Source organism: Herbaspirillum sp. C7C2 (genome assembly GCF_022627865.1).
In the GTDB taxonomy this organism is placed as follows: Bacteria; Pseudomonadota; Gammaproteobacteria; order Burkholderiales; family Burkholderiaceae_D; genus Herbaspirillum; species Herbaspirillum frisingense.
Genome location: NZ_JABXGI010000007.1, coordinates 33,444 through 60,155, shown reverse-complemented (window position 1 = coordinate 60,155; position 26,712 = coordinate 33,444). Strand labels below are relative to the sequence as shown.

The following is a 26,712-nucleotide window of genomic DNA, read 5'->3' as shown; positions in this document are numbered from 1 at the left end:
CGCATCCGAACCATGATGCCGCCCGGCTTGCGGTCGCGGCTTTTGATTAACGGTTTCACCATCCCAGCAAAAGGAAAAGCTATGTCCAATACCGATATCAAAGCTACCCTGTCGTTCTCCGACGGGTCTCCGTCCGTAGATTTTCCTATCTACAAGGGCAGCATCGGTCCTGATGTGATCGATATCCGCAAGCTGTACGGCGCCACCGGCAAGTTCACCTACGACCCCGGCTTCATGTCGACGGCTTCCTGCAACTCCTCCATCACCTACATCGATGGCGACAAGGGCGAGCTGCTGTACCGTGGCTATCCCATCGAACAGCTGGCGGTGAACTGCGACTTCCTGGAATCCTGCTACCTGCTGCTGCACGGCGAGCTGCCCAGTGCCGACCAGAAGGCGGAATTCGTCACCACCGTGACCCAGCACACCATGGTCCACGAGCAGATGAACTTCTTCTTCCGTGGTTTCCGTCGCGATGCTCACCCGATGGCCGTACTGACCGGCTCGGTTGGCGCGCTGTCGGCCTTCTACCACGACTCGCTGGACATCTCCAATCCGAATCACCGCGAAGTGTCGGCCATCCGTATGATCGCCAAGCTGCCAACCCTGGTGGCCATGGCCTACAAGTACAGCATCGGCCAGCCCTTCGTGTATCCGCGCAATGACCTGTCGTACACCGCCAACTTCATGCGCATGATGTTCGCCAACCCGTGCGAAGAGTACAAGGTCAATGAAGTGCTGGTCCGCGCGCTGGACCGCATCCTGATCCTGCACGCCGACCACGAACAGAACGCCTCGACCTCGACCGTGCGTCTGGCCGGCTCCTCCGGTGCCAACCCGTTCGCATGTATCGCCGCCGGCATCGCCTGCCTGTGGGGCCCTGCCCACGGCGGTGCCAACGAAGCCGCACTCAACATGTTGGAACAGATCGGCTCGATCGAAAACATCCCCGAGTTCATCAAGCAGGTGAAGGACAAGAACTCCGGCGTGAAGCTGATGGGCTTCGGTCACCGCGTCTACAAGAACTACGACCCGCGTGCCAAGCTGATGCGCGAAACCTGCTACGAAGTCCTGAACGAACTGGGCCTGCACGATGACCCGCTGTTCAAGCTGGCCATGGAGCTGGAAAAGATCGCTCTGGAAGACGACTACTTCGTTTCCCGCAAGCTGTATCCGAACGTCGACTTCTACTCGGGCATCGTGCAGCGCGCCCTGGGTATCCCGACCTCGATGTTCACCTGCATCTTCGCCATGGCCCGTACCATCGGCTGGATCGCCCAGTGGAACGAAATGATCTCGGACCCGGAACAGAAGATCGGCCGTCCCCGTCAGCTGTTCGTTGGCTCGCCGCGTCGCGACGTGCCGCCGATCGACAAGCGCTGATCGGTCTGCCAGCTGTCGCTTGTTGTCTGCTTGTTGTCTGCTCGTTGTCGGGCAGACAACAGGTGGTGCAAGAGGCATCATCCCGTCCCCCGGGAGTCGATGGGGGAGGGTGGGAAGCCCGTGCGACAAGGCTTTGCGGTCCGGCGTTGGTTGCCGGAAACGCCCGTTGCTTCTGGTTTCAAATAAAAAAGCGAATCCCTTAGGATTCGCTTTTTTATTTGATATTAGGAGATATAATTCCGATGCGCTGACTGGATGACGTACAGAAGTTCAGGTAGACAAGGTCCTTCCCCACAACTTGATGCAATCCGCTAACCGGTCAGGCCGTGTCGCGGAAGGTGTAGAAACCCGCTAATCTCGCGAAGCGCGAAGAAAGGTGAGCAAATGACAAAGCTCTACGAGCAATACAACATCAACTCCTACCTGTTCGGTGGGAATGCTCCGTACATCGAAGAACTGTACGAAGCCTACCTGAACAATCCTGGCTCTGTCCCCGATAACTGGCGTGCTTATTTCGACGCCGTGCAACACGTCCCCGCCACCGACGGCTCCACCCGTCCCGATGTGGCCCACGCTCCGGTGATCGCATCCTTCGCCGAACGTGCCAAGCAAGGCCCCATCCGCACCGTCATCGCATCCGCAGACTCCGACATGGGTCGCAAGCGCGTCGCTGTCACCCAGCTGATCGCAGGCTACCGTGACCTCGGCTCCCGTTTCGCCAACCTGGACCCGCTGCAACGCCAGGAACGCCCCAACATCCCCGAACTCGATCCCTCCTTCTACGGCTTCACCGATGCCGACATGGACATCGTGTTCAACATCAACAACACCTACTTCGGCCCGGAAACCGCGTCCCTGCGTGACCTGCTGCAGATGCTGCGCGACACCTACACGCGCTCCATCGGCGCCGAGTTCACCTACATCTCGGACATGGCCGAAGTGCGCTGGCTGGAAGAGCGCCTGGAGCCGACCCGTGCCGTGCCCAGCTTCTCTTCGGACAAGAAGAAGCACATCCTGGAGCGCCTGACCGCTGCCGAAGGCCTGGAACGTTACCTCCACACCAAGTACGTCGGCCAGAAGCGCTTCTCGCTGGAAGGCGGCGAGTCCTTCATCGCCTCCCTGGATGAAACCATCCAGCGCGCCGGTGAAAAGGGCGTGCAGGAAATCGTGATCGGCATGGCCCACCGCGGTCGCCTGAACGTGTTGGTCAACATCCTGGGCAAGACCCCGCAGGAACTGTTCTCCGAGTTCGAAGGCCGTCACGCTGACGACCTGCCGGCCGGTGACGTCAAGTACCACCAGGGCTTCTCCTCGGACGTGTCCACCCCGGGCGGCCCGGTCCACCTGTCGCTGGCCTTCAACCCCTCCCACCTGGAAATCGTCAACCCGGTGGTCGAAGGTTCGGTCAAGGCCCGTATGGATCGCCGCGGCGACAAGGATGGTTCGCAAGTGCTGCCGATCCTGGTACACGGTGATGCCGCCTTCGCCGGCCAAGGCGTGGTGATGGAAACCCTGAACCTGGCCCAGACCCGTGGCTACGGCACCGGTGGTACCGTCCACATCGTCATCAACAACCAGATCGGCTTCACCACTTCCGACCCGCGCGACTCCCGTTCGACGCTGTACTGCTCGGACGTGGTCAAGATGATCGAAGCCCCGGTGCTGCACGTCAACGGCGATGATCCGGAAGCCGTCGTGTTCGCCACCCAGATCGCTGTCGACTACCGCATGAAGTTCAAGAAGGACATCGTGGTCGACATCATCTGCTTCCGCAAGCTGGGCCACAACGAGCAAGATACGCCTGCTCTGACCCAGCCGCTGATGTACAAGAAGATCGCCCAGCACCCTGGTACCCGCAAGCTGTACGCCGACAAGCTGGTCACCCAGCAGACCATCCCCGCCGATGGTGGCGAAGAGCTGGTCAAGGCCTATCGCGCCGCGATGGACGCCGGCAAGCACGCCATCGACCCGGTGCTGACCAACTTCAAGAGCAAGTACGCCGTCGACTGGCTGCCGTTCCTGAACCGCAAGTGGACCGACGCTGCCGAGACCGCCGTGCCGATGGCCGAGCTGAAGCGCCTGGCCGCCAAGATCACCACCGTGCCGGAAGGCTTCAAGGTCCACTCGCTGGTCGAGAAGGTCCTGAACGACCGCGCCACCATGGGTCGTGGCGAGATGAACCTGGACTGGGGCATGGGTGAACACCTGGCCTACGCCAGCCTGGTTTCGTCCGGCTATGCCGTGCGCCTGACCGGTCAGGATGCCGGCCGTGGCACCTTCACTCACCGTCACGCCGTGCTGCACGACCAGAACCGCGAGCGTTGGGATGCCGGTACCTTCATCCCGCTGCAGAACGTGGCTGAAAACCAGTCCACCTTCACCGTGATCGACTCGGTGCTGTCCGAAGAGGCCGTGCTGGCCTTCGAATACGGTTACTCGACCGCTGAACCGAACACCCTGACCATCTGGGAAGCCCAGTTCGGCGACTTCGCCAACGGCGCCCAGGTCGTCATGGACCAGTTCATCAGCTCCGGCGAAGTGAAGTGGGGCCGTGCCTCGGGTCTGGTGCAGATGCTGCCCCACGGCTACGAAGGCCAGGGTCCGGAACACTCCTCGGCACGTATCGAGCGTTACCTCCAGCTGTGCGCCGACAACAACATGCAGGTCGTGCAGCCCACCACCGCTGCGCAGATCTTCCACCTGCTGCGTCGCCAGATGATCCGCCTGTTCCGCAAGCCGCTGATCATCATGACGCCGAAGTCGCTGCTGCGTAACAAGGATGCCGGTTCGCCCCTGTCCGACCTGGCCAAGGGTTCGTTCCAGACCGTGATCCCGGAAGTCGATGAAACCATCGACGCCAAGAAGGTCAAGCGCATCGTCGCCTGCTCGGGCAAGGTGTACTACGACCTGGTCAACGCCCGCAAGGAACGTGGTCAGACCGATACCGCCATCATCCGCGTCGAACAGCTGTATCCGTTCCCGCACAAGGCGTTCGCGGCTGCACTGAAGCAGTTCCCGAACTTCAACGAACTGGTGTGGGCGCAGGACGAGCCGCAGAACCAGGGCGCATGGCTGCAGATCCAGCACAACATCTTCGAGAATCTCTCCGAAGGTCAGAAGCTGGCCTATGCAGGCCGCCCGGCCAGCGCCTCGCCGGCCGTCGGTTACTACGACAAGCACTACGCACAGCAAAAGGCGCTGATCGAAACCGCCTTCGCCAAGCTCAAGGGCTTTGTCCTGACCAAGTAAGCATTGTTGCGAACGGGGCGTACTGCGAGGGCAGTACGTCCCTGTTTTCATAAAACGAATCACCCGAAAATCGGAGAACCCTAATGGCTCAAATCGAAGTAAAAGTCCCGCAGTTGTCGGAATCCGTCGCAGAAGCGACCCTGTTGCAATGGCACAAGAAGGTCGGCGAACCTGTCGCCCGTGACGAAAACCTGATCGACATCGAGACCGACAAGGTCGTCCTGGAACTGCCCTCGCCGGACGCCGGCGTCATCACCCAGATCATCAAGGCTGACGGCGCTACCGTCGTGGCCGGCGAAGTCATCGCCATCCTCGACACCGACGCCTCCGCTCAGGTCGCCCCGACCGAAGTCAAGGCTGCTCCTGCTCCGCAATCGACCAACGAACCGACCCCGGTGGCTGCTCCCGAGCTGGCTTCCAAGGGCGATGTCGCCATGCCCGCCGCCGCCAAGCTGCTGGCCGACAACAACCTGTCGACCTCGCAAGTCACCGGTACCGGCAAGGATGGCCGCGTGACCAAGGGCGACGTCCTGGGCGCACTGTCGGCTCCTGCTGCGGCACCCGCTGCTGCCGCCAAGCCGGCCCTGGCTGCTGTTGCCGCACCGGTCAAGGCTGGTCTGGAAAGCCGTCCGGAACAACGCGTGCCGATGAGCCGCCTGCGTGCCCGTGTGGCAGAGCGTCTGGTGCAGTCGCAATCGACCAACGCCATCCTGACCACCTTCAACGAAATCAACATGCAGCCGGTCATCGACCTGCGCAACAAGTACAAGGACAAGTTCGAGAAGGAACACGGCGTCAAGCTGGGCTTCATGTCCTTCTTCGTCAAGGCTGTCGTGCACGCCCTGAAGAAGTACCCGATCGTCAACGCCTCGGTCGACGGTAACGACATCGTCTACCACGGCTACTTCGACATCGGCGTGGCCGTCGGTTCGCCGCGCGGCCTGGTAGTGCCCATCCTGCGTGATGCGGACCAGATGTCGATTGCCGACATCGAGAAGAAGATCGGTGAATTCGGCCAGAAGGCCAAGGACGGCAAGCTGTCCATCGAAGAACTGTCGGGCGGTACCTTCACCGTCTCCAACGGCGGTACCTTCGGTTCCATGCTGTCGACCCCGATCATCAACCCGCCGCAATCGGCGATCCTGGGCATCCACGCCACCAAGGAACGTGCAGTGGTCGAAAACGGCCAGGTCGTGGTGCGTCCGATCAACTACTTCGCGCTGTCCTATGACCACCGCATCATCGACGGCCGCGAAGCCGTCCTGTCGCTGGTCGCGATCAAGGAAGCCCTGGAAGATCCGGCGCGTCTGCTGCTGGACCTGTAATGACCGCCGGAGGGGCTACTGCGCAACCCGATCTCGCTGCTGCGATGCTCGCCGTACGACAGTACGGCTGCGCTTCTCGCAGCGACCTCGGGCTGCTCGCTACGCCCCTCCGACGGCCCACAGAGTCAACTAGGCGCTGAAAAGCTCAAAGCGTTCAGCGCTTTTTTTTATCCGCGGATAGCTTGTCCGCGACAAACAGAATTGGAAATAACATGAGCAAGAATTTTGACGTCGTCGTCATCGGTGGCGGCCCCGGCGGCTACATTGCCGCCATCCGTGCAGCGCAGCTGGGCTTCAATACCGCCTGCATCGACGAATGGAAGAACGAGAAGGGCGGCCCCGCACCGGGCGGTACCTGCACCAACGTCGGTTGCATCCCCTCCAAGGCGCTGCTGCAATCGTCCGAGCACTACGAACATGCCAACCACGGCTTCGCCGAGCATGGCATCGAAGTCAAGGGCCTGGGTCTGAACCTGGAAAAGATGCTGGGTCGCAAGAACACCGTGGTCAAGCAGAACAACGACGGCATCCTGTACCTGTTCAAGAAGAACAAGGTGTCCTTCTTCCACGGCCGCGGCTCCTTCGTCAAGGGTGATGCCAACGGCTACGAGATCAAGGTTGCCGGCGCTGCCGAAGAAACCATCATCGCCAAGCACGTCATCGTCGCTACCGGCTCCAACGCCCGCGCACTGCCGGGCGCCGAGTTCGATGAAAAGCTGATCCTCTCCAACACTGGTGCACTGGCCATCTCCGAAGTGCCCAAGAAGCTGGGCGTGATCGGTGCCGGCGTGATCGGCCTGGAAATGGGTTCGGTCTGGCGTCGCCTGGGCGCGGAAGTGACCGTGCTGGAAGCCCTGCCGACCTTCCTGGGTGCCGTCGATGAACAGATCGCCAAGGAAGCCCAGAAGCTGCTGACCAAACAGGGCCTAGCCGTGAACCTGGGTGTGAAGATCGGTGCCATCAAGGCCGGCAAGAACAGCGTCTCCGTGGAATACACCGATGCCAAGGGTGAAGCCCACACCGGCGAATTCGACAAGCTGATCGTCTCCATCGGTCGTACCCCCAACACCATCGGCCTGAACGCCGAAGGCGTGGGGCTGAAGCTGGACGAGCGCGGCTTCATCGCCGTGGACGGCGACTGCAAGACCAACCTGCCCAATGTGTGGGCGGTGGGTGACGTGGTGCGCGGCCCGATGCTGGCCCACAAGGCCGAAGAAGAAGGCGTTGCCGTGGCCGAGCGTATCGCCGGTCAGCATGGTCACGTCAACTTCAACACCATTCCCTGGGTCATCTACACCTCGCCGGAAATTGCCTGGGTCGGCAAGACCGAGCAGCAACTGAAGGCCGACGGCGTGCAGTACAAGGCCGGTACCTTCCCGTTCCTGGCCAATGGTCGCGCCCGCGCGCTGGGCGATACCTCGGGTATGGTCAAGTTCCTGGCCGATGCCAAGACCGACGAAATCCTGGGCGTGCACATTGTTGGCCCGATGGCTTCCGAGCTGATTTCCGAAGCCGTGGTGGCCATGGAATTCCGCGCTTCGTCGGAAGACATCGCCCGCATCTGCCACGCTCACCCGTCGCTGTCCGAAGCGACCAAGGAAGCGGCCCTGGCCGTCGACAAGCGCGCATTGAACTTCTGATGCGCGATCAATGCGACAATACGCGTCGCCCGCACCTGCCACGCTCGTGTTGCACGCGTATTGAGCATTGAGATGCCAACCCAATGGGCGAGCCTGGCTCGCCCATTGTCGTTTTACAAGACCACACCATGGATGTCCGTCAATTCTACGAACAGTCGCTGTCCCAGCGCGGTTATCAATCCGACGAGGCGCAATTGCGCGCCATCGAGCGCCTGCAGCGCGCCTATGAGGAATGGGTCGCCTACAAGGCCCAGCGTGCCTCGACCTTCAAGCGCCTGATCAGCCGGCCGGCCGTGCCGCGCGGCGTCTACATGTGGGGCGGGGTGGGGCGTGGCAAATCCTTCCTGATGGACAGCTTCTATTCGGTGGTGCCTGTGGTGCGCAAGACGCGCCTGCACTTCCACGAATTCATGCGCGATGTGCATCGTCAGCTGGATGAGCTCAAGGGCATCGCCGATCCGTTGGACGAGGTCGCCAAGCGCATCGCCAAGAAATACCGCCTGATCTGCTTCGACGAATTCCATGTCTCCGACATCGCCGATGCGATGATCCTCTACAACCTGCTCAAGGGCTTGTTCGATCATGGCGTATCCTTCGTCATGACCTCCAATTACGAGCCCAGCACGCTCTATCCGGACGGCCTGCACCGCGACCGCATGCTGCCCACCATCGCACTGCTGAAGGAAAAGCTGGACGTCATGAACATCGACGCCGGCATCGATTACCGCAAGCGCGTGCTGGAACAGGTCAAGGTCTATCACACGCCCTTGAACGCCAAGACCGATGAGGAGTTGCGCAGTGCCTTCGCCGCCGTGGCCGAGGCGGCCGATGAAGATCCTCGGGTGCACATCGAGGCGCGCGAGATCCGCGCCCTGCGCCGCGCCGGCAGCGCCATCTGGTTCGATTTCGCGACCCTGTGCGGCGGCCCGCGTTCGCAGAACGACTATCTGGAGCTGGCCAGCCGTTTCCAGACCGTGATCCTCTCGGGCATCCCGCGCATGTCGGCGGCCATGTCTTCCGAGGCGCGCCGCTTCACCTGGCTGATCGACGTGTTCTACGACCACAAGGTCAAGCTGATCATGTCGGCGGCCGTAGAGCCGGACGAGCTTTATACGGTGGGGACCCTGTCCAACGAGTTCCACCGTACCGTTTCACGTATCATTGAGATGCAATCGAAGGAATACCTGGACGCGGACCGGCGCTCAATTGCCGACAGCCTCTCCTGAACATTTACCTGATGGACAAGAACCACATGCAAGGTCTTTTCGCCGATGCCAAGGGCGTCACCTCTTCCCTGTGCGGCCTGATGCTGGCGCTGGCCAGTGCCACCTGCGTGGCGCAGGCACAGGGGACGACTGCCGCCAGCCCCGAGGCGGCTTCCCCGTCGCTGCCGGTGCGAGCAGCCACGGCACCGGTGGCCGCGACACCTTCGACATCCTCGGCCACACCGGCAACCTCGGCCGCGCCCATGAGCCGCGAGCGGTTTGACGAACTGGAAGCCCGCGCACCGATTACCACGCGTTTCCCGGCCGGCACCATCAAGTCCGACGAGCAGGCGCAGAAGGCGCTGGACGAAGCCGCCGAAGACCGGCAGGCAATGGACCTGCGTTACATCCTGGACCAGCGCGCCTGCTACCCCAAGTTCCTGGTGGCGGATTGCCTGGAAGCAGCACGCGACCGCAAGCGTCTGGCTGAAAAGCGCATCAAGCAGGTGGAGTACGAGGCCAAGGTCTTCCAGCGCCAGGCGACGGTGGACGATCGTGACCGTTCTCTGGCCGATCAACGCGCCAAGGATGAGCAGGACGCCGCCCGCCGCCAGCAGGAACAGAAGGACAAGGAAGCCAGTTCCGCACGCAAGGTGGAGGAAAGCAACGCCAAGAACCGCGAGGTCCAGCAACGTATCGACCAGAACAAGGATGTACCGGCCGATTACCGCGTACGTCAGCATGAAGCCGAAGTGCGTCGTCAGCAGGCCGAGGAGGCCGCCCGCGCACCCGAGCGCGCAGCCAATGCCGCGCAACGCCAGCGGCGCATCCAGGAAGCAGAAGAGCACCGTCTGGAAGTGGAGCGCAAGAAGGCCGAGAACGAGCGCGAACGTGCCGAGCGCAAGAAGAAGCAGCAACAGGATTCGTCGACCACTGCTCCGGCAGCCAAATAACTGCTTAAGCAGGGTGGCGACCCAGCGGTACGCGCGCGTCGATTGGCGCGCGCGTGCCACTGGATTACACTAGCAAGCACATCCGTAACCAGCCAGCCATCATGACCAGTACGCATCGCGAAGATATCCAGCGCCGCATCATCGAACTTGAAGTCGAGCACCGTGATCTCGACAGCGTGATCGACATGCTCATCCGCGATGCCCGTTCCGAGGATCTGCAATTGCGACGCCTCAAGAAGCGCAAGCTGCAATTGAAGGATCACATCGCCCTGCTGAAGATGCAGCTGGTTCCCGACATCCCTGCCTGAGCGCCTGTTGCTGGCGCCGCCACCGCTGCGTGCGCCCACCGATGAGGCTCTCCCTCGAATTGCCGCGAGTGCGGCGCTACCGCTTTCTCACCACTTCGAAGTGACCGGCCGAGTCCGCGTAGAATAGCGGCTTCTTCCATTGACGTGCTGAAGCCGCAGGTAGCTGATCAAGCCTGCCTTCCCGTTTTTTCTACAGGTTTGCCGCAGTGACTGCTCCAGAAACTCCCACCGATATCGTCGATAGCAGCGCCAGCATGGTTCCCGCGGGTGACGAGGATGCGTCTCCTGGCGTACACGATGCCGAGATCGATCGCCTCTTCGGTGCCGGCGGTCCGCTGGGTGGTGCCGTGGGCAGCTACCGGCCACGCCATGCCCAGACCGAGATGGCCAAGGCCATTGCCACGGCCATTGCCGAGCAGGGAACGCTGATCGCCGAGGCCGGTACCGGGACCGGCAAGACCTTCGCCTACCTGGTCCCCGCCTTGCTGTGGGGCGGCAAGACCATCGTCTCCACCGGGACCAAGACCCTGCAGGACCAACTGTTCAACCGCGACATTCCTACCGTGCGCAAGGCGCTGCATGCGCCGGTGTCGATAGCGCTGCTGAAGGGCCGCAGCAATTACGTGTGCCATTTCCACCTGGAGCGCACGCTGCAGAATGGCCGCCTGACCGCGCGCGAGGATGTTGGCTATCTGCGCGAGATCTCCCGCTTCGTCAAATCCACCTCGTCGGGGGACAAGGCCGAACTGACCAAGGTCCCCGAGACCGCCTCCGTGTGGAACCTGGTGACCTCGACCCGCGATACCTGCTTCGGCGCCGAATGCCAGTATTACCAGGATTGCTTCGTCATGAAGGCGCGCAAGGAAGCGCAGCAGGCCGACGTGGTGGTGGTGAACCATCACCTGTTCTTCGCCGACGTCGCCCTGAAGGACAGCGGTATCGCCGAGCTGCTGCCCTCGGCCAATACGGTGATCTTCGACGAGGCGCACCAGTTGCCGGATACGGCCACGCTGTTCTTCGGCGAGACCATCTCCACCTCGCAGATCCTGGAGCTGTGCCGCGACGTGCTGGCTGAGGGCCTGAGTCATGCCCGCGACGGCGCCGACTGGGCGCGCCTGGTGGCACCGGTGGAGCGTGCCGCGCGTGACCTGCGCCTGGCGTTCCCGGAGGATTCGATCCGCCTGGCCCTGAACCAGATCGCCCCGTCCAGCGCATTCTTCCCGGCCCTCGACACGCTCAAGGATTGCATGGACGACATGATCGCCGTGCTGGACAAGCAGGCCGAGCGTGCCGAGACCATCGAACAATGCCGCGACCGCGCCAATGAGTTGCTGCGCCAGCTGGAAAACTGGGGCACGCCCGACGAAATCGCCAAGGCACAGGCGGAGGCGGCCGCCAAGGCGAGCGCTGCCGCCAAGTCTGAAGGTGAGCCTGGCGAGCCTGGCGAAGCCGGCACCGAGCCTGCCCAGAAGCCTTTCTATGTGCTGTGGATCGAGGCCTTCCAGTCGTCGCTGCAGTTGCATCGCACACCCCTGTCGATTGCGCCTATCTTCAACAAGCAGCGGGAAGGCACCCCGCGCTCATGGATCTTCACTTCGGCCACTTTGGCGGTGAAGAAGGATTTCAATCACTATGCGGCCCAGATGGGGCTGTGGAACGCGCCGGCGCAGTCCTGGCCCAGTCCCTTCAACTATGGCGAGCAGGGTCTTCTGTATGTGCCGCAGAACCTGCCGCAACCCAATTCCTACGAATACACCGACGCCGTCATCGACGCCGCGCTGCCCACCATCGAAGCTGCGGGCGGGCGCTGCTTCTTCCTGTGTACCACGCTGCGTGCCGTCAATCGTGCCGCCGAACGCTTGCGGGCGGAGTTCGAGGCGCGCGGGCACGCGTTTCCCCTGTTCGTGCAGGGCGAGGCCGGTCGGACCGAGCTGCTGGACCGTTTCCGCGCCGCTGGCAATGGCGTGCTGATCGGCAGCCAGAGTTTCTGGGAAGGCGTGGATGTACGTGGTGACGCGCTGTCGCTGGTGATCATCGACAAGCTGCCGTTCTCGCCGCCGGACGATCCGGTGCTGGCAGCGCGGATCAGCGAGATGGAAAAGCAGGGCTTGAACGGTTTCGTGCATCATCAGTTGCCGGCGGCCATCATCAATCTCAAGCAAGGTGCCGGACGCCTGATCCGGGACGAGGGGGATCGCGGGGTGCTGATGATCTGCGATCCGCGCCTGATCACCAAGAACTACGGCCGTCGCATCTGGCAGAGCCTGCCGCCGTTCAAGCGTACCCGCGAGCTGGAGGTGGTACAGGCCTTCTTCCGCGAGCAGGATGAGCGCCGGGCGGCCGCTGCAGCGGGCGAGGGCAACGGCCCGGAAGCCGGCTGAGATGGCCGACCTCACCTCCCTGGTGCCGGTACGGGCCTCCGCGCTGATGGTAGGCAAGCCGGCGCCCTGGCCGATCTACAACGAAGCCGGCAAATTGTTGCTGGCGCGCGGTACCTTGATCGACACTGCCGATCAGTTGGCTGGGCTGATCGAAAACGGTCTCTATCGCAATGCCCGCTGGATCGCCGAGCCTGATACCGAGTCGGTGCCGCTGCCGCAGGCGCGTGACGTACTGCGCCGCAAGCAAGGTGGCAAAAAGGCGGTCAAGCCCACGGCAAACGTGCGTGGCCAGGAAAGTGTGATCACGCTGGACGAGGTGCGCTGGAATATCGGTGACACCCTGTGGCTGCAGTTTGCCGACGATGCGACCCAGCGCTATGCAGTCTCGCTGGTGGGCTGCCTGCCCAATCGGAGCATCCTGGTCACCGCGCCACAGAAGGAGGGCAAGCAGCTCTTCGTGCGCGATGGCCAGCCCTTTGTGGTGCGTGCTCTGACGGGGCGTCGCGCCTATGCCTTTGCAGCCCAGTTGCTGAAGTACCAGCAGACACCGTTCGTCTACCTGCATCTTTCACTGCCCAAGGAAATACGCTCCACCGTGATCCGCCAGGCCACGCGGGTGGCGGTGGGTGCCGAAGGCTATCTGGCGCTGGACGGTGCCAATCCGCTGCCGGCCAGCGTGATCGATCTCAGCCTGGGCGGGGCCTCGCTGGTGGCGACCTCGCCGTCGGGCAAGGTGGCGGCGCAGAAGGGCGTGGTGGGGCAATTGCGCTTCGTGGCGGCCGTGGCCGACCAGCAACTGAGCCTGGACCTGCGGGTGGTGCTGCGCGCCGTCGAGGCGCTGGGCGAGGCTGATTTCCATCAGTACGGCGTGGAGTTCTCCGGCCTGAGCGTGCGCGACAAGCTGGTGCTTGCGGCCTATGTCTACCAGGAACTGAGCCAGCAGGAGTAGGGCCGCAGCAGGGTGCCAAGAATGTCGCTGGCGGGGGCTGCCCAACGCCCGGCTTCGGTTAAAATTCAGGCCATGAAAATCCTCATCAGCAACGACGACGGCTACCTCGCCCCGGGCATCAACGCCCTGGCGGAGGCACTTGCCCCCATCGCCGACATTACCGTCGTCGCGCCGGACAGCAACCGTTCCGGCAGCTCGAATTCCCTGACCCTGGATCGTCCGCTGTGGGTGGAGCAGGCCGCCAACGGCTTCTACTACCTCAATGGCACGCCATCCGATTGCGTCCACGTGGCGTTGACCGGCCTGCTCAAGGAGCGTCCGGACCTGATCGTCTCCGGCATCAACCAGGGCCAGAACATGGGCGACGATACGCTGTATTCGGGCACCGTCGCGGCGGCCACCGAGGGTTTCCTGTTCGGGATTCCATCGATCGCGTTTTCGCAATTGCACAAGGGCTGGGCCGAGCTGGATGCGGCGGCGCGCATCGCCCGCGAGATCGTGGAGCGTCGCTTCGACGCCCTGCCGCAGCCGTATCTGCTCAATGTCAATATTCCCAACCTGCCGTATGCGCAGATCAAGGGCAGCCTGGCCACGCGCCTGGGCAAGCGGCACATGTCCGAGCCGGTGCACAAGCTGACCGATCCGCATGGTCGCGACCTGTACTGGATCGGTCCGGCCGGGGCCGCTCGCGATGGCGGTGAGGGAACCGATTTCCACGCCACCGCCAATGGCTATGTCTCGATCACGCCGCTGCAGATCGACCTGACCCACGCCACCCAGCTGGACAACCTCAAGAAAGCGCTTGCATGAGCGACAAGTCCAGCCGCTTCCCGCTGAGCCTGTCCTCGGTGGTGGACAAGAAAAAGACCTCTGGCGGCGGCCGGGATCGAGATGTGGCAGGCCGGCCCCAGGCGACGACCCAGACTGCGGCCAAGAATGCCGCCCAGTCATCCCAGCGGGCCGCGCTCAAGCCGGTTCAGCAGGGGCTGGCACAGGCCCTGCGCGCGCCGCCGGTGCCACCACGGGCTCCGGTGGTTCCCGCCCAGCGTCTGCTCAGTGCCGCACCGGCGCCGCGTACGGCGATCAAGAACGTCATGACGGTGACCCAGACCAACGATTCCCACCATGCCTCGCCGCTGGCCTCGGAAGCCGTGCGCAAGGCCATGGTGGCGCGCGTGGCCAAGCAGGGCGTGGCCGATGCCAAGGTGCTGGCAGCGATGGAGGCGGTGCCGCGGCACATGTTCGTGGAGCCGGGCCTGGCCAGCCAGGCCTATATCGACGCTTCGTTGCCGATCGGCCATCACCAGACCATTTCCCAGCCCTACATCGTGGCACGGATGATCGAGATCATGCGCCAGAACCGCCACGGCGGACGCCTGGACCGCGTGCTCGAAATCGGCACCGGCTGCGGTTACCAAGCCGCAGTGCTATCGCGGGTGGCCGGCGAAGTCTATTCGATCGAGCGCATCAAGCCCCTGCATGAACTGGCCAAGACCAATCTGCGTCCATTGCGGATAGCAAATATCCGCTTGCATTACGGAGATGGTATGCTTGGCCTGCCGCAAGTGGCGCCTTTCGACGGCATCATCCTTGCCGCAGCCGGACTGGAAGTGCCGCAGGCCCTGCTGGAGCAGTTGGCCATCGGTGGCCGGCTGGTCGCCCCGGTGGGCGAACGTCAGCAAGTGCTGGAATTGATAGAACGCGTCGGCCAGCGTGATTGGCGGCGCAGTACCCTGGAACAATGCCATTTCGTGCCGTTACGGCCGGGTACGGTGTGATGCGGTCGCCCCGGCAAGGGGCGATGGTCACAGGTGGCAGGCAGCATCGGCGGATATCAGGATCCGCCAGGCATCATCGAAACAGGGAACGGGCGGCAACAAGCACAAGCATCCAAGCCGCGGATCGATGAAGAGAGCGGATGGGCAGGCAAGGGGGCCGCATTTCCCTGATGAACTTCTGGCGCTGGCTGCGTGTCAACTAGCGTCGTACAAAATCTTACGTAAGAGCATGAAGAAAATTCGTTTGGCTGTATTGGGCAGTGTCGTCAGTTTGCTGGCCGCCTGCGGCTCGACACCGAATCAGCAGCCGGCGCCCGTCGTCGACCGCACCACCAGCACCGTCAAGCCAGTGGACAATGCCGTCGTGCCACCGGCTCCGGTTCCTTCTGGGCGTGGCTATTACACGGTCAAGAAGGGCGATACCCTGTATCGCATCGCGCTGGATGTCGGGCAGAACTGGCGTGATATCGTGGCCTGGAACAACCTGACCAACCCGAACGACATCAAGGTCGACCAGGTGTTGCGGGTGGCGCCGCCTGATCGCGTCGGCGGTGCGCCGCAGACCGCTGCCGTGGTCGCGGCACCGGGCGCTGGTCTGGATGTGAGGCCGCTGGGCGCGCCGGGAGCAGCGGCGCCCGCAACGTCAGCGCCGATGGCGTCGGGCGGCAACAAGACCGGGCCGCGTGGTGACAAGCGTGCCTATTCGGACAGCGCCCTGGCCGAGCTGGAAAAGCCGGATGCAGCCCCGGCGGCGGCTCCGGTGCCTCCGGCAGTGGCCACGGCCAAGCCGGAGGCTCCGCATGCCGCCGACAAGCCGGCAGCAGCAAGCCAGCCGGCAGCCGGTGACGATGAGGGTGTGTCCTGGATGTGGCCGGCCGACGGCAAGGTGGTCGGGACCTTCGAAGGCGGCAAGAAGGGGGTCGATATTGCGGGCAAGGACGGTCAGTCGGTGCTGGCGGCCGCCGGTGGCAAGGTCATGTATGCCGGTAGCGGTATTCGTGGCTATGGCAACCTGGTGATCATCAAGCATACCAACAACCTGTTGTCGGCCTATGCCCACAACAAGACCATCCTGGTGAAGGAAGGCCAGAGCGTGACCAAGGGTCAAAAGATCGCTGAGATGGGTAAATCCGACAGCGACAGCGTCAAGTTGCACTTCGAGATCCGCCAACAGGGCAAACCTGTTGATCCCTCCAAATACTTACCGCCACGTTAGCGTATGACAAGCAATCGCCGCGATCACTTGCCAGACCAGGACCCTCGCGAAGAGGACATCGACGATCCCATTGATGAGATCGATGAACCGGAAGTGATCGATGGCGATGCCGATGCGGCCGCCGAGCAGCCCCAGGAAGCGGCACCCGCCGAGGGAGTGGACGAGCTCAAGAAGGTGCTGGCCGCCGAACTCTCCACCGACACCACCCAGCACTACCTCAACAAGATCGGCGCCAAGCCCTTGCTGACGGCCGCCGAGGAGCTGCATTTCGCCACCCTGGCCAAGCAAGGCCAGTTCGAGGCGCGCCAGAAGATGATCGAGCACAACCTGCGACTGGTGGTGTCGATCGCCAAGCACTACATCAATCGTGGCGTGGCCCTGCTGGATCTGATCGAGGAGGGCAACCTGGGCCTCATGCGCGCCATCGACAAGTTCGAACCCGAACGCGGTTTCCGTTTTTCCACCTACGCCACCTGGTGGATACGCCAGAGCATCGAGCGCGCCATCATGAACCAGGCGCGCACGGTGCGCCTGCCAGTCCACATGGTGCGCGAGCTGAACCAGATCCTGCGCGCCAAGTACCACCTGGAAGCACAGCATCGAGATGGTCGCGATGCCGGGGCGGAAGATATCGCCCATCTGGTGGGGCGGCCGGTGGAAGAGGTGCAAGACGTGCTGGCCTTGTCCGAACATGCGGCCTCGCTGGACACGCCGTTGGACAACGATCCCCAGGCCAGTCTGATGGACCTCTTGCCCAGCGCGGTGGAGGAGCATCCCGATACCCGTGCCGAAAGCCAGGAAACCGCTTTGCTGATCCGGGAGTGGCTGAAGAGCCTGTCGGAAAAGCAGCGGGTGGTCGTGGCCCGTCGTTTCGGCCTGGATAACGACGATCCCTCGACCCTGGAACAGCTCGCCGGCGAGATGGGCATCACCCGGGAGCGCGTGCGCCAGGTGCAGCAGGAGGCACTGGTCAAGCTCAAGCGGCTGCTGACTTCGCGCGGAGTGGGACGGGACGCCCTGTTCTGAGTCGACCTGCGGGGCGTGGCTCATCTGCGCTCCTGCTGAATTTTCGCTGATTTCTTTCGATTTCCTTCATCCAGCCGTGTCCGGATGTGCGACGCGCTTCCCTCCCGGTCCCGGATCGCGGACAATACCGCTTTTGTTTTCGGCCGCGGACTTCGGTCCCACCCAGTGGTTTCCCTCATGCAACAAGACATCATCATTGAAATCAAGTCGCTCGATATGGACGGGCGCGGCGTTGGTCATCTCGAAAACGAGGATGGCACGCAAGGCAAGGTCATCTTCGTCGAAGGTGCGCTGCCCGGCGAGCGGGTCAGTTTCCAGTCCTATCGCAAGAAACCGAAGTGGGAAGCCGGCGAGATGACCGCGCTGCACCGTGAGTCCTCGCTGCGGGTCAAGCCGCGCTGCGACTATTTCGGCACGTGCGGTGGCTGCGCCATGCAGCATCTGGAGCCTTCGGCCCAGGTTGCCATGAAGCAGCGCGTGCTGGAAGACAATCTCTGGCATCTGGGCAAGACCAAGGCAGAGGTCATGTTGCGGCCCATCTATGGTCCGACCTGGGGTTACCGTTACCGCGCCCGTATTTCGGTGCGCCATGTGGCCAAGAAGGGCGGGGTGCTGGTGGGCTTCCACGAAAAGCGCTCTTCCTTCATCGCCGATATGAAGACCTGCGAGATCCTGCCCCCGAATGTCTCGGCCATGCTGGTGCCGCTGCGTGAGCTGGTGGCCGCGCTGACCATCCGCGACCGGATGCCGCAGATCGAACTGGCGGTGGGCGAGGGTGATGATGGCAACAAGGTTACCGTACTGGTGTTGCGCATCATGGAGGCCCTGGCCCCGGCCGACGAGGTCTTGCTGAAGGCCTTCGCCGACCAGTACCGGATCGAATGGTGGTTGCAGACCAAGGGGCCGGACACGGCCGCGCCGTACTACCCGGCCCAGTCGAAGTTGCAGTACACGCTGCCGGAATTCGGCATCCGCATGCCCTTCAAGCCTACCGATTTCACCCAGGTCAACCATCAGATCAACCGCGTGCTGGTGGCGCGTGCGCTGCGCCTGCTGGATGTACAGCCGCAAGACCGCGTGGCCGACCTGTTCTGTGGGCTGGGCAACTTCACGCTGCCGATCGCCACGCTGGCGCGTGAGGTGGTGGGTATCGAGGGCAGCACGGCCTTGACCGAGCGCGCCCTGGACAATGCCAAGGTCAATGGTGTGGATGCCAAGACCAGCTTCTACTGCCGCAATCTCTTCGAGGCCAAGCCCGAGGATTTCGTGGCCCTGGGCAAGTTCGACCGCATGCTGATCGACCCGCCGCGAGAAGGTGCCATGGAAGTCTGCAAGGCCCTGGTGGAGTTGCCGCCGGAGCAACAGCACCTCAAGCCCAAGCGTATCGTCTATGTCTCCTGCAATCCCGCTACCCTTGCGCGCGATGCCGGAATGCTGGTCCATCTCGGCGGTTATTCACTCAAGTATGCGGGCGTGGTGAACATGTTCCCGCATACCGCCCACGTCGAGTCGATCGCGGTGTTCGACCTGCCGGAGTAAGGCCGGGGTCGGTTGATCCGGCGTACCAATGAAAAAGCCGGCTTGCGCCGGCTTTTTTGTTGCTCAGGATGCAAGAGGCATCGTTTGTCAGTCGCGGTTACCGCCCACGATACCCAGGATCGACAGCAGGTTGGCGAAGACGTTGTACACGTCCAGGTAGATCGCCAGCGTGGCGGAGATGTAATTGGTTTCGCCGCCGTTGACCACCTGTTGCACGTCAAACAGGATGTAGGCCGAGAAGATGGCGATGGCCACCACCGAAATGGTCAGTTGCAGCGCTGGCAAGTGCAGGAACATGTTGGCCAGCGAGGCGACCAGGATCACCAGCACGCCCGCGAACAGGAATTTCCCCAGGCCCGAGAAATCACGCTTGGAAACGGTGGCGATGGTGGCCATGCCGCAGAAGATGATCGCGGTGCCGCCGAAGGCGGTCATGATCAGCCCGGCGCCGTTGGAAAAGCCCAGCGTGAACTCGATCAGGCGCGACAGCATCAGGCCCATGAAGAAGGTGAAGCCCAGCAAGAAGGCCACGCCCCAGCCGGAATTCTTGGTCTTCTCGATGGCGTAGAAGAAGCCGAAGGCGATCGCCAGGAACAGCACGAAGCCGATCATCGGGCTGGCGGCAAAGAGGTTCAGGTGCATCTGCACGCCCAGCCAAGCGCCCAGCACGGTCGGGATCATCGACAGCGCCAGCAGCCAGTAGGTGTTGCGCAGCACGCGGTTGCGGGTGGCCAGGCTCGTGGTCGAGTGGCCGAAGGTCGTGTCCAGTTGGTTCATGTGTCCTCCGAAGCGTTGAATGCGAGCCAGAGAATAACACGGCGGCTCGTTGTTAAGACAAGTCTTCCCTCCTCATGGTTCGCGCCCACTTTGCTGACTTGTTCTGCCACTTGAACCGACAAGCAATGCCCCACTGCAGTGCACGCCGTGAAAGATGTGTGCCAGACATCTCAAAGGAGGTGAATTGACATGATATCTGATGGTTTCATGCTAAAATACAAGGTTCATTGAATTATCAATTCTTGGCTTTAAGCCATTATTTTTATTGGAGTTTTTCTCATGGCAATTGAACGCACCCTGTCGATTATCAAGCCCGACGCCGTCGCCAAGAACGTGATCGGCCAGATCTACACCCGTTTCGAAAACGCTGGCCTGAAGGTCATCGCTGCCCGTATGGCACAACTGTCGCGCGCCGAGGCGGAAGGCTTCTACGCCGTGCACCGCGAGCGTCCTTTCTTCAAGGATCTGGTGGACTTCATGGTTTCCGGTCCGGTCATGATCCAGGTGCTGGAAGGCGAAGGCGCGATCCTGAAGAACCGCGACCTGATGGGCGCTACCGATCCGAAGAAGGCTGACAAGGGCACCATCCGCGCCGACTTCGCCGACTCCATCGATGCCAACGCCGTGCACGGTTCGGACGCTGAAGAAACCGCCAAGGGCGAAATCGCCTATTTCTTCCCGGCGCTGAACGTCTATTCGCGTTAATCTGTTCCTGTTTTCCATCGGTCTTCCGGATCGGAGCGGAAACCGGCGCTGCAATTCCTGTCGCGTCTTTCCGTCCTGGTCCCGACCGCAAGCATCATGACTACAGCTCTCACCAATCTGCTGGATATGGATCCCGCGCAACTCGTCGCCTACTGCGGCGAGTTGGGTGAGAAGCCGTTTCGTGCCAAGCAGTTGCAGCGTTGGATACACCAGTTCGGGGTGTCTGATTTCGATCAGATGACCGATCTGGCCAAATCGCTGCGCGACAAATTGAAGACCCGCGCCGAAGTGCGTGCGCCGGCCATCATCAGTGACCATACCTCCACCGACGGTACACGCAAGTGGCTGGTCGACGTGGGCCAGGGCAATGCGGTGGAAACCGTGTTCATTCCTGAAGAAAACCGCGGCACGCTGTGCGTTTCCACGCAGGCGGGCTGTGCCGTGAATTGCCGTTTCTGCTCGACCGGCAAGCAGGGCTTCAACCGCAATCTGACCGTTGCCGAGATCATCGGCCAGCTGTGGATGGCGGAATTCGAATTACGCAAGACCAAGGGTATCGAGGGCGGTCCCAAGGGCGAGCGCCAGATTACCAACGTGGTGATGATGGGCATGGGCGAGCCGCTGCTCAACTTCGAGCCGACCGTGACCGCCTTGCGCCTGATGCTGGACGACAATGCCTATGGCCTGTCGCGCCGTCGCGTGACCTTGTCCACCAGCGGCGTGGTGCCGATGATCGACAAGCTGTCCCAGGAGTGCCCAGTGGCGCTGGCGGTGTCGCTGCATGCCTCCAACGACGCGCTGCGCGATTCGCTGATCCCGCTGAACCGCAAGCACCCCCTGCGCGAGCTGATGCTGGCATGCAAGCGCTATCTCGAATTCGCGCCGCGTGACTTCATCACCTTCGAGTATTGCATGCTTGATGGCGTCAATGACACCGACACCCATGCCCGCGAACTGGTCGCGCTGGTGAAGGAAGGCGAGACGGCCATCCCCTGCAAGTTCAACCTGATCCCCTTCAATCCCTTCCCCGAGTCGGGCCTGAAGCGTTCCCACAATCCCCGCATCAAGGCGTTCGCGCAAATCCTGATGGATGCCGGTATCGTGACCACCATCCGCAAGACGCGTGGTGACGACATCGACGCTGCCTGCGGGCAGTTGGCCGGTGAGGTCAAGGACCGCACCCGGGTGCAGGAGCGCATGCAGAAGATGGCGGAGTATCAGGACAAGTACGGCCGTGATTTCGGCCGCATCGTGGAGATCTCCGGGTGACGGCAAGGGGCCTGGATACCCTGGCTGGTTGCGCATCACCAGCCCTTGCCGTGGTGGCGAGGGCAGATGCACCTCTTTTTTTCGAATCCGTTGCAGGGGCGTCGATGTTGCGCTGGGGCGCAAGCATCGCACGTCCTTTTTGTGTTCTTGTTGAAATGATTGCGTGTGCTGCCGCTGAGCGGCAGGGCATGCTGAAGTGGTCGAAATTCCCGGGAGGGGCGCGACGCGGGTCGCGCAGGGACGCTCCAGAAGAATCCGGCCAGGGCCGGTTAAAAAAAGCTTTTCCATGTGGAGCATTTGATGAGTGATCAACAAATGAACGAAATGTCGTCGCAACAACCGCAGGATGCAGGTCAATCGTCCCAGGCCGTCCTCTTGCCGGGTGCCATGCTGGCCGCAGCACGCCAGAAGAAGGGCTGGTCGGTGGAGCAGGTGGCCAGCCTGGTCAAGCTGGCGCCGCGCCAGATCCAGGCCATCGAGGCCGACAATTACGCCGCCCTGCCTGGCCTGGCCGTGGCGCGGGGCTTCGTGCGCAGCTATGCCAAGGTGCTGGGGCTGGACGCCAATGCCTTGACCGCTGCCATGCCGCAGGAGTCGGCCGTGGCGCAGCGCGATCACATCGTGCCGCAGCATTCGCTGTCCACGCCTTTCTCGGAAGGACCGTTGCCGGCCATGATGATGAGCACCCGCGGCAATAGCTCGGCCTTGCCCATCCTGGCGGGCGTGATCGTGGTCGCCTTGCTGGCCGGTGCGGCTGCGGTGCGCTGGACCGATCTGGGGGCAGCCGTGCCGCAACTGGCCTGGTTGAAGTCGCACAAGAGCGAAGCGTCGGCCCCGGAAGCGGCGCAGAACGCTGAAGCCGTCTCTTCCGATACACCGGTCAATGCCCGTGTCGATACGATTGTCGAGCCGACCGGAAATGAGGCGGCCAAGGAATCATCGGCTGCTGCCACCGCAACGCCCGCGCCCGCTCCGGTAGCGTCCGTCGCTGCTCCTGTGGAGGCGGCGACTCCGGCCGCTGCGCAACCGGCTTCGACCGTGACGGCGGCGCCTGCTTCGGCCACATCGTCCTCATCGTCTTCATCGTCTTCATCGCCCTCGTCGTCTGCCCAGATGGCCGCGACCACTGTTCCCAGTGGCCTGAACATCGTCAACAGCAAGGACCTGCTGCGTCTGACCTTCCGCGAGGACTCCTGGGTCGAGATCCGTCGTGCCGACAAGAGCACCGTGATTTCGCGCCTGCTCAAGGCTGGCACCACCGAAACCTTCGACGTCTCCGACGCCACGACCCTGATCATCGGCAATGCCTCCGGCGTCGACGCCACCTTGCGCGGCCAGCCGCTGAACCTGAAATCCCCGGGCGGCAGCAACGTCGCACGGCTGAACCTGAACTGAACCGTCTGCCTATCATGTCTTCCTCCCCGATCGCTTCCGGGCCGCTGGCCCGCCGCAACAGCCGCCGCGTGATCATCAGCCACGGTGCGCGGGAGATCGTTGTCGGCGGTGGTGCGCCGGTGATGGTGCAATCCATGACCAACACCGATACCGCCGACGCCATCGGGACGGCGATCCAGATCAAGGACCTGGCCCGCGCCGGTTCCGAAATAGTCCGGCTGACCGTCAATACGCCCGAAGCGGCGGCAGCGGTGCCGGCCATTCGCGAGCAACTCGACCGCATGGGCGTGGATGTGCCGCTGGTGGGCGATTTCCACTACAACGGCCACACCCTGTTGACCGACTATCCCGAGTGTGCCCAGGCGCTCTCCAAGTACCGCATCAATCCCGGCAACGTCGGCAAGGGTGCCAAGCGCGACACCCAGTTCGCCCAGATGATCGAAGTGGCCTGCAAGTATGGCAAGCCGGTGCGCATCGGCGTCAACTGGGGCAGCCTGGACCAGGCGCTGCTGGCGCGCATCATGGATGAGAACGCCGGGCGTGCCGAACCTTGGTCGGCGCAGGCGGTGATGTACGAAGCACTGGTCACCTCGGCCATCGAAAACGCCCAGCGTGCAGAAGAGCTGGGCATGGCCGGCGACAAGATCATCCTGTCCTGCAAGGTCTCCGGTGTGCAGGACCTGATCGCGGTCTATCGCGAACTGGCACGCCGTTGCGACTATCCCTTGCACCTGGGTCTGACCGAGGCCGGCATGGGCAGCAAGGGCATCGTGGCCTCCACTGCCGCGCTGTCGGTGCTGCTGCAGGAAGGCATCGGCGACACCATCCGTATTTCGCTCACCCCCGAACCGGGCGGCGACCGTACCAAGGAAGTGGTGGTCGGCCAGGAAATCCTGCAGACCATGGGCCTGCGCAAGTTCACCCCGATGGTGATCGCCTGCCCCGGTTGCGGTCGTACCACCTCCACCGTGTTCCAGGACCTGGCAGACAAGATCCAGACCTTCCTGCGCGAGCAGATGCCGGTGTGGAAGGGCAAGTACCCTGGCGTGGAAGCCATGAATGTGGCCGTGATGGGTTGCATCGTCAACGGCCCGGGTGAGTCCAAGCACGCCAATATCGGCATCAGCCTGCCTGGCACCGGCGAATCCCCGGCGGCACCGGTGTTCATCGATGGGGAAAAGAAGATGACCCTGCGCGGCGAACGCATCGCCGAGGAATTCCAGAATGTGGTGCTGCAATACGTCGAATCACACTATGGCCAGGGCAGCCATGCCTGATTGAGCTGCAGGATTGGGCTGCAGCTTGGGCCGCCCAGCGTGGCTGGAGGCGGCAGGCCATGCGTTACACTTGCCCACTTGCGCTGGACCGCTCGCATGAATGATGCGACAGGTGACAGCTTCCAGAATTGAAGTTTCAAGACAACACTCTCCGGTATTCGGTATGTCAGAACAAAAGAAAGTCGAAAAAATCGTTGGCGTCAAAGGGATGAACGACATCCTGCCCGCCGATGCGCCCTTGTGGGAGCTGTTCGAGAACACCGTGCAATCGGTGCTCAAGAGCTATGGTTTCCAGCAGATCCGCACCCCTATCGTCGAACCGACCGCGCTGTTCGCACGCGGCCTGGGCGAGGTGACCGATATCGTCGAGAAGGAAATGTATTCCTTCACCGACTCCATGAACGGCGACAACCTGACCCTGCGTCCGGAAAACACCGCCGGCGTGGTGCGTGCCGCCCTTGAGCACAACCTGACCTATGACGGCCCAAAGCGCCTGTGGTACGTCGGCCCCATGTTCCGCCACGAGCGTCCGCAGCGCGGTCGTTATCGCCAGTTCCACCAGGTCGGAGCGGAGGCGGTCGGCTTCAGCGGCCCGGATATCGATGCCGAACTGATCATGATGTGCCAGCGCCTGTGGGATGACCTCGGCCTGTCCGACATCCGCCTGGAGCTGAACTCGATCGGCAACGCCGAAGAGCGCAACAAGCACCGTGCCGACCTGATCGCCTATTTCGAGCAGCACAAGGACCTGCTGGACACCGACGCCCAGCGCCGCCTGCACGCCAATCCGCTGCGCATCCTCGACACCAAGAATCCGACCATGCAGGAAATGGTCAACGCCGCCCCCAAGCTGCTCGACTACCTGGGCGAGGAGTCCCGCGCGCACTTCGAAGGCGTACAGAAGATCCTGCGCCACAACAACATTCCGTTCACCATCAATCCGCGCCTGGTGCGCGGCATGGACTACTACAACCGTACCGTGTTCGAGTGGGTCACCGACCAGCTGGGCTCGCAAGGCACGGTCTGTGGCGGCGGCCGCTACGACCCGCTGATCGAAATGTTCGGCGGCAAGCCGACGCCGGCCTGCGGTTTTGCCATGGGCGTGGAGCGCCTGCTGGAGCTGATGAAGGCCAACGGCGAGCAATATGCGCCCAACCAGTGCGATGTCTATCTGGTTCACCAGGGTGATGATGCCCAGCTGCAATCTTTCGTCCTGGCGGAACGTTTGCGGACTGCCGGGCTCGATGTTGTGCTACATTGCGCATCGTCCAATGGTGGTGGTTCGTTCAAGGCGCAGATGAAGCGCGCCGACGCCAGCGGCGCCGCCTTCGCCATCATCATCGGCGAGGACGAGCTCAAGGCAGGCACTGCCACCGTCAAGCACATGCGCGAAGGCAACGCCGAGGAAGGGCGCGCCAACCAGAGCAACATGGCATTCGATGCCGTGGTCGACTACATCGTGGAGCAGATCGTCGGCGACCACGACCACGATCATGATCACGTGCACTACCACCCCTGAGCAAGCGTCATCCGTCAACACAGTTTTCTAATCGCAGAGTTACATGGCATACGATCTCGAAGAACAAGAACAGCTTGATTCCATCAAGGCCTGGTGGGCGAAGTACGGCAACCTGGTGACCTGGGCGCTGATCATCGCACTGGCCGCCTATGCAGCCTGGACGGGCTGGAACACCTACCAGGCCCGCCAGTCCGGACAGGCCTCGGTGTTGTACGAAGAGCAGCAGAAGTCGTTCGCCGCCAAGGACAATGCCAAGGTGCAGCGCGCTGCCAGCGACATCCAGGACAAGTTCAGCGGCACGGCCTACGCCGAGATGAGCGCCCTGGTGGCTGCCCGTTCGGCCTTCGATGCCAATGACATCGAGACCGCCAAGAAGCAGTTGCAATGGGTGATCGATCACGGTCGCGGCAAGGAATACAAAGCTATCGCCGCAGTGCGTCTGGCTGGCGTGCTGCTGGATGCGAAGTCCTATGATGAAGCCTTGAAGCTGCTCTCCGGCGACTATCCGGCCCAGTTTGCCGGTGCCATCGCCGACCGCAAGGGTGATGTGCTGCTGGCCCAGGGCAAGCGCGATGAAGCGCGCACCGCCTACAAGCTGGCCCTGGAAAAGAGCGACGCCAAGGATCCCGGTCGCCAGCTCATCCAGATCAAGCTGGACGCCATCGGCGGCGAAGCGCCCAAGGCCTGATCGGCTGACTGATATCGCGCCGGCATGAGGTCCGTCACGGCGGGCGTCGTGCCTGCCGCCCGGGTTGCGGAGAGCATCCCGGGAATTGAACCGCAATCCCACCGCGAATCCATTCATCGCTTAGAGGAAA

Annotated in this window: 21 protein-coding genes; 20 read left to right on the top strand and 1 reads right to left on the bottom strand. The window is 62.5% G+C overall.

What is annotated here, in order from left to right; translation table 11 throughout:
* The first annotated feature begins 81 nt into the window (after window positions 1-81).
* From gltA to rlmD, 14 genes are all read left to right on the top strand, one after another.
* Window positions 82-1,383, top strand: a complete 1,302-nt coding sequence (gltA, locus tag HWE04_RS12165; RefSeq protein WP_241812554.1) for a citrate synthase — start codon at window positions 82-84, stop codon at window positions 1,381-1,383.
* A 384-nt stretch (window positions 1,384-1,767) separates the two neighbouring features.
* Window positions 1,768-4,632 carry a 2-oxoglutarate dehydrogenase E1 component gene (locus HWE04_RS12160; RefSeq protein ID WP_241812553.1) on the top strand — a complete coding sequence of 955 codons (2,865 nt, stop codon included), beginning with the start codon at window positions 1,768-1,770 and terminating at the stop codon, window positions 4,630-4,632.
* Window positions 4,633-4,715: 83 nt separating this feature from the next.
* Complete coding sequence (odhB, locus tag HWE04_RS12155) at window positions 4,716-5,957, top strand: 2-oxoglutarate dehydrogenase complex dihydrolipoyllysine-residue succinyltransferase (protein ID WP_234293988.1); 1,242 nt, start codon at window positions 4,716-4,718, stop codon at window positions 5,955-5,957.
* Window positions 5,958-6,169: 212 nt separating this feature from the next.
* The gene (gene lpdA / locus HWE04_RS12150; RefSeq protein ID WP_241812552.1) at window positions 6,170-7,597 is read left to right on the top strand and encodes a dihydrolipoyl dehydrogenase; all 1,428 of its coding nucleotides are present in this window, start codon (window positions 6,170-6,172) and stop codon (window positions 7,595-7,597) included.
* 128 nt (window positions 7,598-7,725) lie between these two features.
* Window positions 7,726-8,823, top strand: coding sequence for a cell division protein ZapE (gene zapE / locus HWE04_RS12145; protein ID WP_006463292.1), 1,098 nt, complete (start codon window positions 7,726-7,728; stop codon window positions 8,821-8,823).
* 11 nt (window positions 8,824-8,834) lie between these two features.
* A complete protein-coding gene (locus HWE04_RS12140) occupies window positions 8,835-9,755 on the top strand; it encodes a hypothetical protein (protein WP_166757959.1) in 921 nt (306 codons plus the stop codon).
* Window positions 9,756-9,856: 101 nt separating this feature from the next.
* Window positions 9,857-10,063, top strand: coding sequence for a YdcH family protein (locus tag HWE04_RS12135; protein WP_006463294.1), 207 nt, complete (start codon window positions 9,857-9,859; stop codon window positions 10,061-10,063).
* Window positions 10,064-10,317: 254 nt separating this feature from the next.
* Window positions 10,318-12,444 carry an ATP-dependent DNA helicase gene (locus HWE04_RS12130; RefSeq protein ID WP_241812627.1) on the top strand — a complete coding sequence of 709 codons (2,127 nt, stop codon included), beginning with the start codon at window positions 10,318-10,320 and terminating at the stop codon, window positions 12,442-12,444.
* Window position 12,445: 1 nt separating this feature from the next.
* Window positions 12,446-13,393 (top strand): flagellar brake protein, encoded by a 948-nt coding sequence (locus tag HWE04_RS12125; RefSeq protein WP_241812551.1) that lies wholly within the window; start codon window positions 12,446-12,448, stop codon window positions 13,391-13,393.
* Window positions 13,394-13,465: 72 nt separating this feature from the next.
* Window positions 13,466-14,203 carry a 5'/3'-nucleotidase SurE gene (gene surE, locus HWE04_RS12120; protein WP_006463297.1) on the top strand — a complete coding sequence of 246 codons (738 nt, stop codon included), beginning with the start codon at window positions 13,466-13,468 and terminating at the stop codon, window positions 14,201-14,203.
* Window positions 14,200-15,171, top strand: coding sequence for a protein-L-isoaspartate(D-aspartate) O-methyltransferase (locus HWE04_RS12115; protein WP_234293984.1), 972 nt, complete (start codon window positions 14,200-14,202; stop codon window positions 15,169-15,171). Before surE ends, HWE04_RS12115 begins: the two co-directional genes overlap by 4 nt.
* Before the next feature lie 229 nt (window positions 15,172-15,400).
* Complete coding sequence (locus HWE04_RS12110; protein WP_241812550.1) at window positions 15,401-16,387, top strand: peptidoglycan DD-metalloendopeptidase family protein; 987 nt, start codon at window positions 15,401-15,403, stop codon at window positions 16,385-16,387.
* Between the two features lie 3 nt (window positions 16,388-16,390).
* On the top strand, window positions 16,391-17,413 hold the full coding sequence (rpoS, locus tag HWE04_RS12105) for an RNA polymerase sigma factor RpoS (protein WP_077235660.1): 1,023 nt from the start codon (window positions 16,391-16,393) through the stop codon (window positions 17,411-17,413).
* A 177-nt stretch (window positions 17,414-17,590) separates the two neighbouring features.
* Window positions 17,591-18,952, top strand: coding sequence for a 23S rRNA (uracil(1939)-C(5))-methyltransferase RlmD (rlmD, locus tag HWE04_RS12100; protein WP_006463301.1), 1,362 nt, complete (start codon window positions 17,591-17,593; stop codon window positions 18,950-18,952).
* A gap of 87 nt (window positions 18,953-19,039) precedes the next feature.
* On the opposite strand, the gene HWE04_RS12095 is transcribed toward rlmD, so the two are convergent.
* Window positions 19,040-19,729, bottom strand: coding sequence for a Bax inhibitor-1/YccA family protein (locus tag HWE04_RS12095; protein WP_077235658.1), 690 nt, complete (start codon window positions 19,727-19,729; stop codon window positions 19,040-19,042).
* Between the two features lie 279 nt (window positions 19,730-20,008).
* On the opposite strand from HWE04_RS12095, the gene ndk reads away from it, so the two are divergent.
* The 6 genes from ndk (at window position 20,009) to HWE04_RS12065 (ending at window position 26,582) form a co-directional block, all read left to right on the top strand.
* Window positions 20,009-20,434 (top strand): nucleoside-diphosphate kinase, encoded by a 426-nt coding sequence (ndk, locus tag HWE04_RS12090; RefSeq protein WP_077235657.1) that lies wholly within the window; start codon window positions 20,009-20,011, stop codon window positions 20,432-20,434.
* Between the two features lie 96 nt (window positions 20,435-20,530).
* A complete protein-coding gene (gene rlmN / locus HWE04_RS12085) occupies window positions 20,531-21,703 on the top strand; it encodes a 23S rRNA (adenine(2503)-C(2))-methyltransferase RlmN (RefSeq protein WP_039875259.1) in 1,173 nt (390 codons plus the stop codon).
* A 300-nt stretch (window positions 21,704-22,003) separates the two neighbouring features.
* On the top strand, window positions 22,004-23,098 hold the full coding sequence (locus HWE04_RS12080) for a helix-turn-helix domain-containing protein (protein ID WP_241812549.1): 1,095 nt from the start codon (window positions 22,004-22,006) through the stop codon (window positions 23,096-23,098).
* Window positions 23,099-23,112: 14 nt separating this feature from the next.
* On the top strand, window positions 23,113-24,375 hold the full coding sequence (gene ispG / locus HWE04_RS12075; protein WP_241812548.1) for a flavodoxin-dependent (E)-4-hydroxy-3-methylbut-2-enyl-diphosphate synthase: 1,263 nt from the start codon (window positions 23,113-23,115) through the stop codon (window positions 24,373-24,375).
* Window positions 24,376-24,538: 163 nt separating this feature from the next.
* Window positions 24,539-25,894 (top strand): histidine--tRNA ligase, encoded by a 1,356-nt coding sequence (gene hisS / locus HWE04_RS12070; RefSeq protein WP_077235655.1) that lies wholly within the window; start codon window positions 24,539-24,541, stop codon window positions 25,892-25,894.
* A gap of 43 nt (window positions 25,895-25,937) precedes the next feature.
* Window positions 25,938-26,582 carry a YfgM family protein gene (locus tag HWE04_RS12065; RefSeq protein WP_182992338.1) on the top strand — a complete coding sequence of 215 codons (645 nt, stop codon included), beginning with the start codon at window positions 25,938-25,940 and terminating at the stop codon, window positions 26,580-26,582.
* Window positions 26,583-26,712 lie beyond the last annotated feature (130 nt).

What these genes read in the sequence shown, in the direction of transcription:
- HWE04_RS12110 (WP_241812550.1), top strand. Translation starts at nt 15,401, where the DNA reads ATGAAGAAAATTCGTTTGGCTGTATTGGGCAGTGTCGTCAGTTTGCTG.
- HWE04_RS12125 (WP_241812551.1), top strand. Translation starts at nt 12,446, where the DNA reads ATGGCCGACCTCACCTCCCTGGTGCCGGTACGGGCCTCCGCGCTGATG.
- HWE04_RS12065 (WP_182992338.1), top strand. Translation starts at nt 25,938, where the DNA reads ATGGCATACGATCTCGAAGAACAAGAACAGCTTGATTCCATCAAGGCC.
- rlmD (WP_006463301.1), top strand. Translation starts at nt 17,591, where the DNA reads ATGCAACAAGACATCATCATTGAAATCAAGTCGCTCGATATGGACGGG.
- HWE04_RS12080 (WP_241812549.1), top strand. Translation starts at nt 22,004, where the DNA reads ATGAGTGATCAACAAATGAACGAAATGTCGTCGCAACAACCGCAGGAT.
- zapE (WP_006463292.1), top strand. Translation starts at nt 7,726, where the DNA reads ATGGATGTCCGTCAATTCTACGAACAGTCGCTGTCCCAGCGCGGTTAT.
- hisS (WP_077235655.1), top strand. Translation starts at nt 24,539, where the DNA reads ATGTCAGAACAAAAGAAAGTCGAAAAAATCGTTGGCGTCAAAGGGATG.
- HWE04_RS12115 (WP_234293984.1), top strand. Translation starts at nt 14,200, where the DNA reads ATGAGCGACAAGTCCAGCCGCTTCCCGCTGAGCCTGTCCTCGGTGGTG.
- gltA (WP_241812554.1), top strand. Translation starts at nt 82, where the DNA reads ATGTCCAATACCGATATCAAAGCTACCCTGTCGTTCTCCGACGGGTCT.
- HWE04_RS12095 (WP_077235658.1), bottom strand. Translation starts at nt 19,729, where the DNA reads ATGAACCAACTGGACACGACCTTCGGCCACTCGACCACGAGCCTGGCC.
- HWE04_RS12135 (WP_006463294.1), top strand. Translation starts at nt 9,857, where the DNA reads ATGACCAGTACGCATCGCGAAGATATCCAGCGCCGCATCATCGAACTT.
- rpoS (WP_077235660.1), top strand. Translation starts at nt 16,391, where the DNA reads ATGACAAGCAATCGCCGCGATCACTTGCCAGACCAGGACCCTCGCGAA.
- HWE04_RS12160 (WP_241812553.1), top strand. Translation starts at nt 1,768, where the DNA reads ATGACAAAGCTCTACGAGCAATACAACATCAACTCCTACCTGTTCGGT.
- HWE04_RS12140 (WP_166757959.1), top strand. Translation starts at nt 8,835, where the DNA reads ATGGACAAGAACCACATGCAAGGTCTTTTCGCCGATGCCAAGGGCGTC.
- surE (WP_006463297.1), top strand. Translation starts at nt 13,466, where the DNA reads ATGAAAATCCTCATCAGCAACGACGACGGCTACCTCGCCCCGGGCATC.
- ispG (WP_241812548.1), top strand. Translation starts at nt 23,113, where the DNA reads ATGTCTTCCTCCCCGATCGCTTCCGGGCCGCTGGCCCGCCGCAACAGC.
- lpdA (WP_241812552.1), top strand. Translation starts at nt 6,170, where the DNA reads ATGAGCAAGAATTTTGACGTCGTCGTCATCGGTGGCGGCCCCGGCGGC.
- ndk (WP_077235657.1), top strand. Translation starts at nt 20,009, where the DNA reads ATGGCAATTGAACGCACCCTGTCGATTATCAAGCCCGACGCCGTCGCC.
- odhB (WP_234293988.1), top strand. Translation starts at nt 4,716, where the DNA reads ATGGCTCAAATCGAAGTAAAAGTCCCGCAGTTGTCGGAATCCGTCGCA.
- rlmN (WP_039875259.1), top strand. Translation starts at nt 20,531, where the DNA reads ATGACTACAGCTCTCACCAATCTGCTGGATATGGATCCCGCGCAACTC.
- HWE04_RS12130 (WP_241812627.1), top strand. Translation starts at nt 10,318, where the DNA reads ATGGTTCCCGCGGGTGACGAGGATGCGTCTCCTGGCGTACACGATGCC.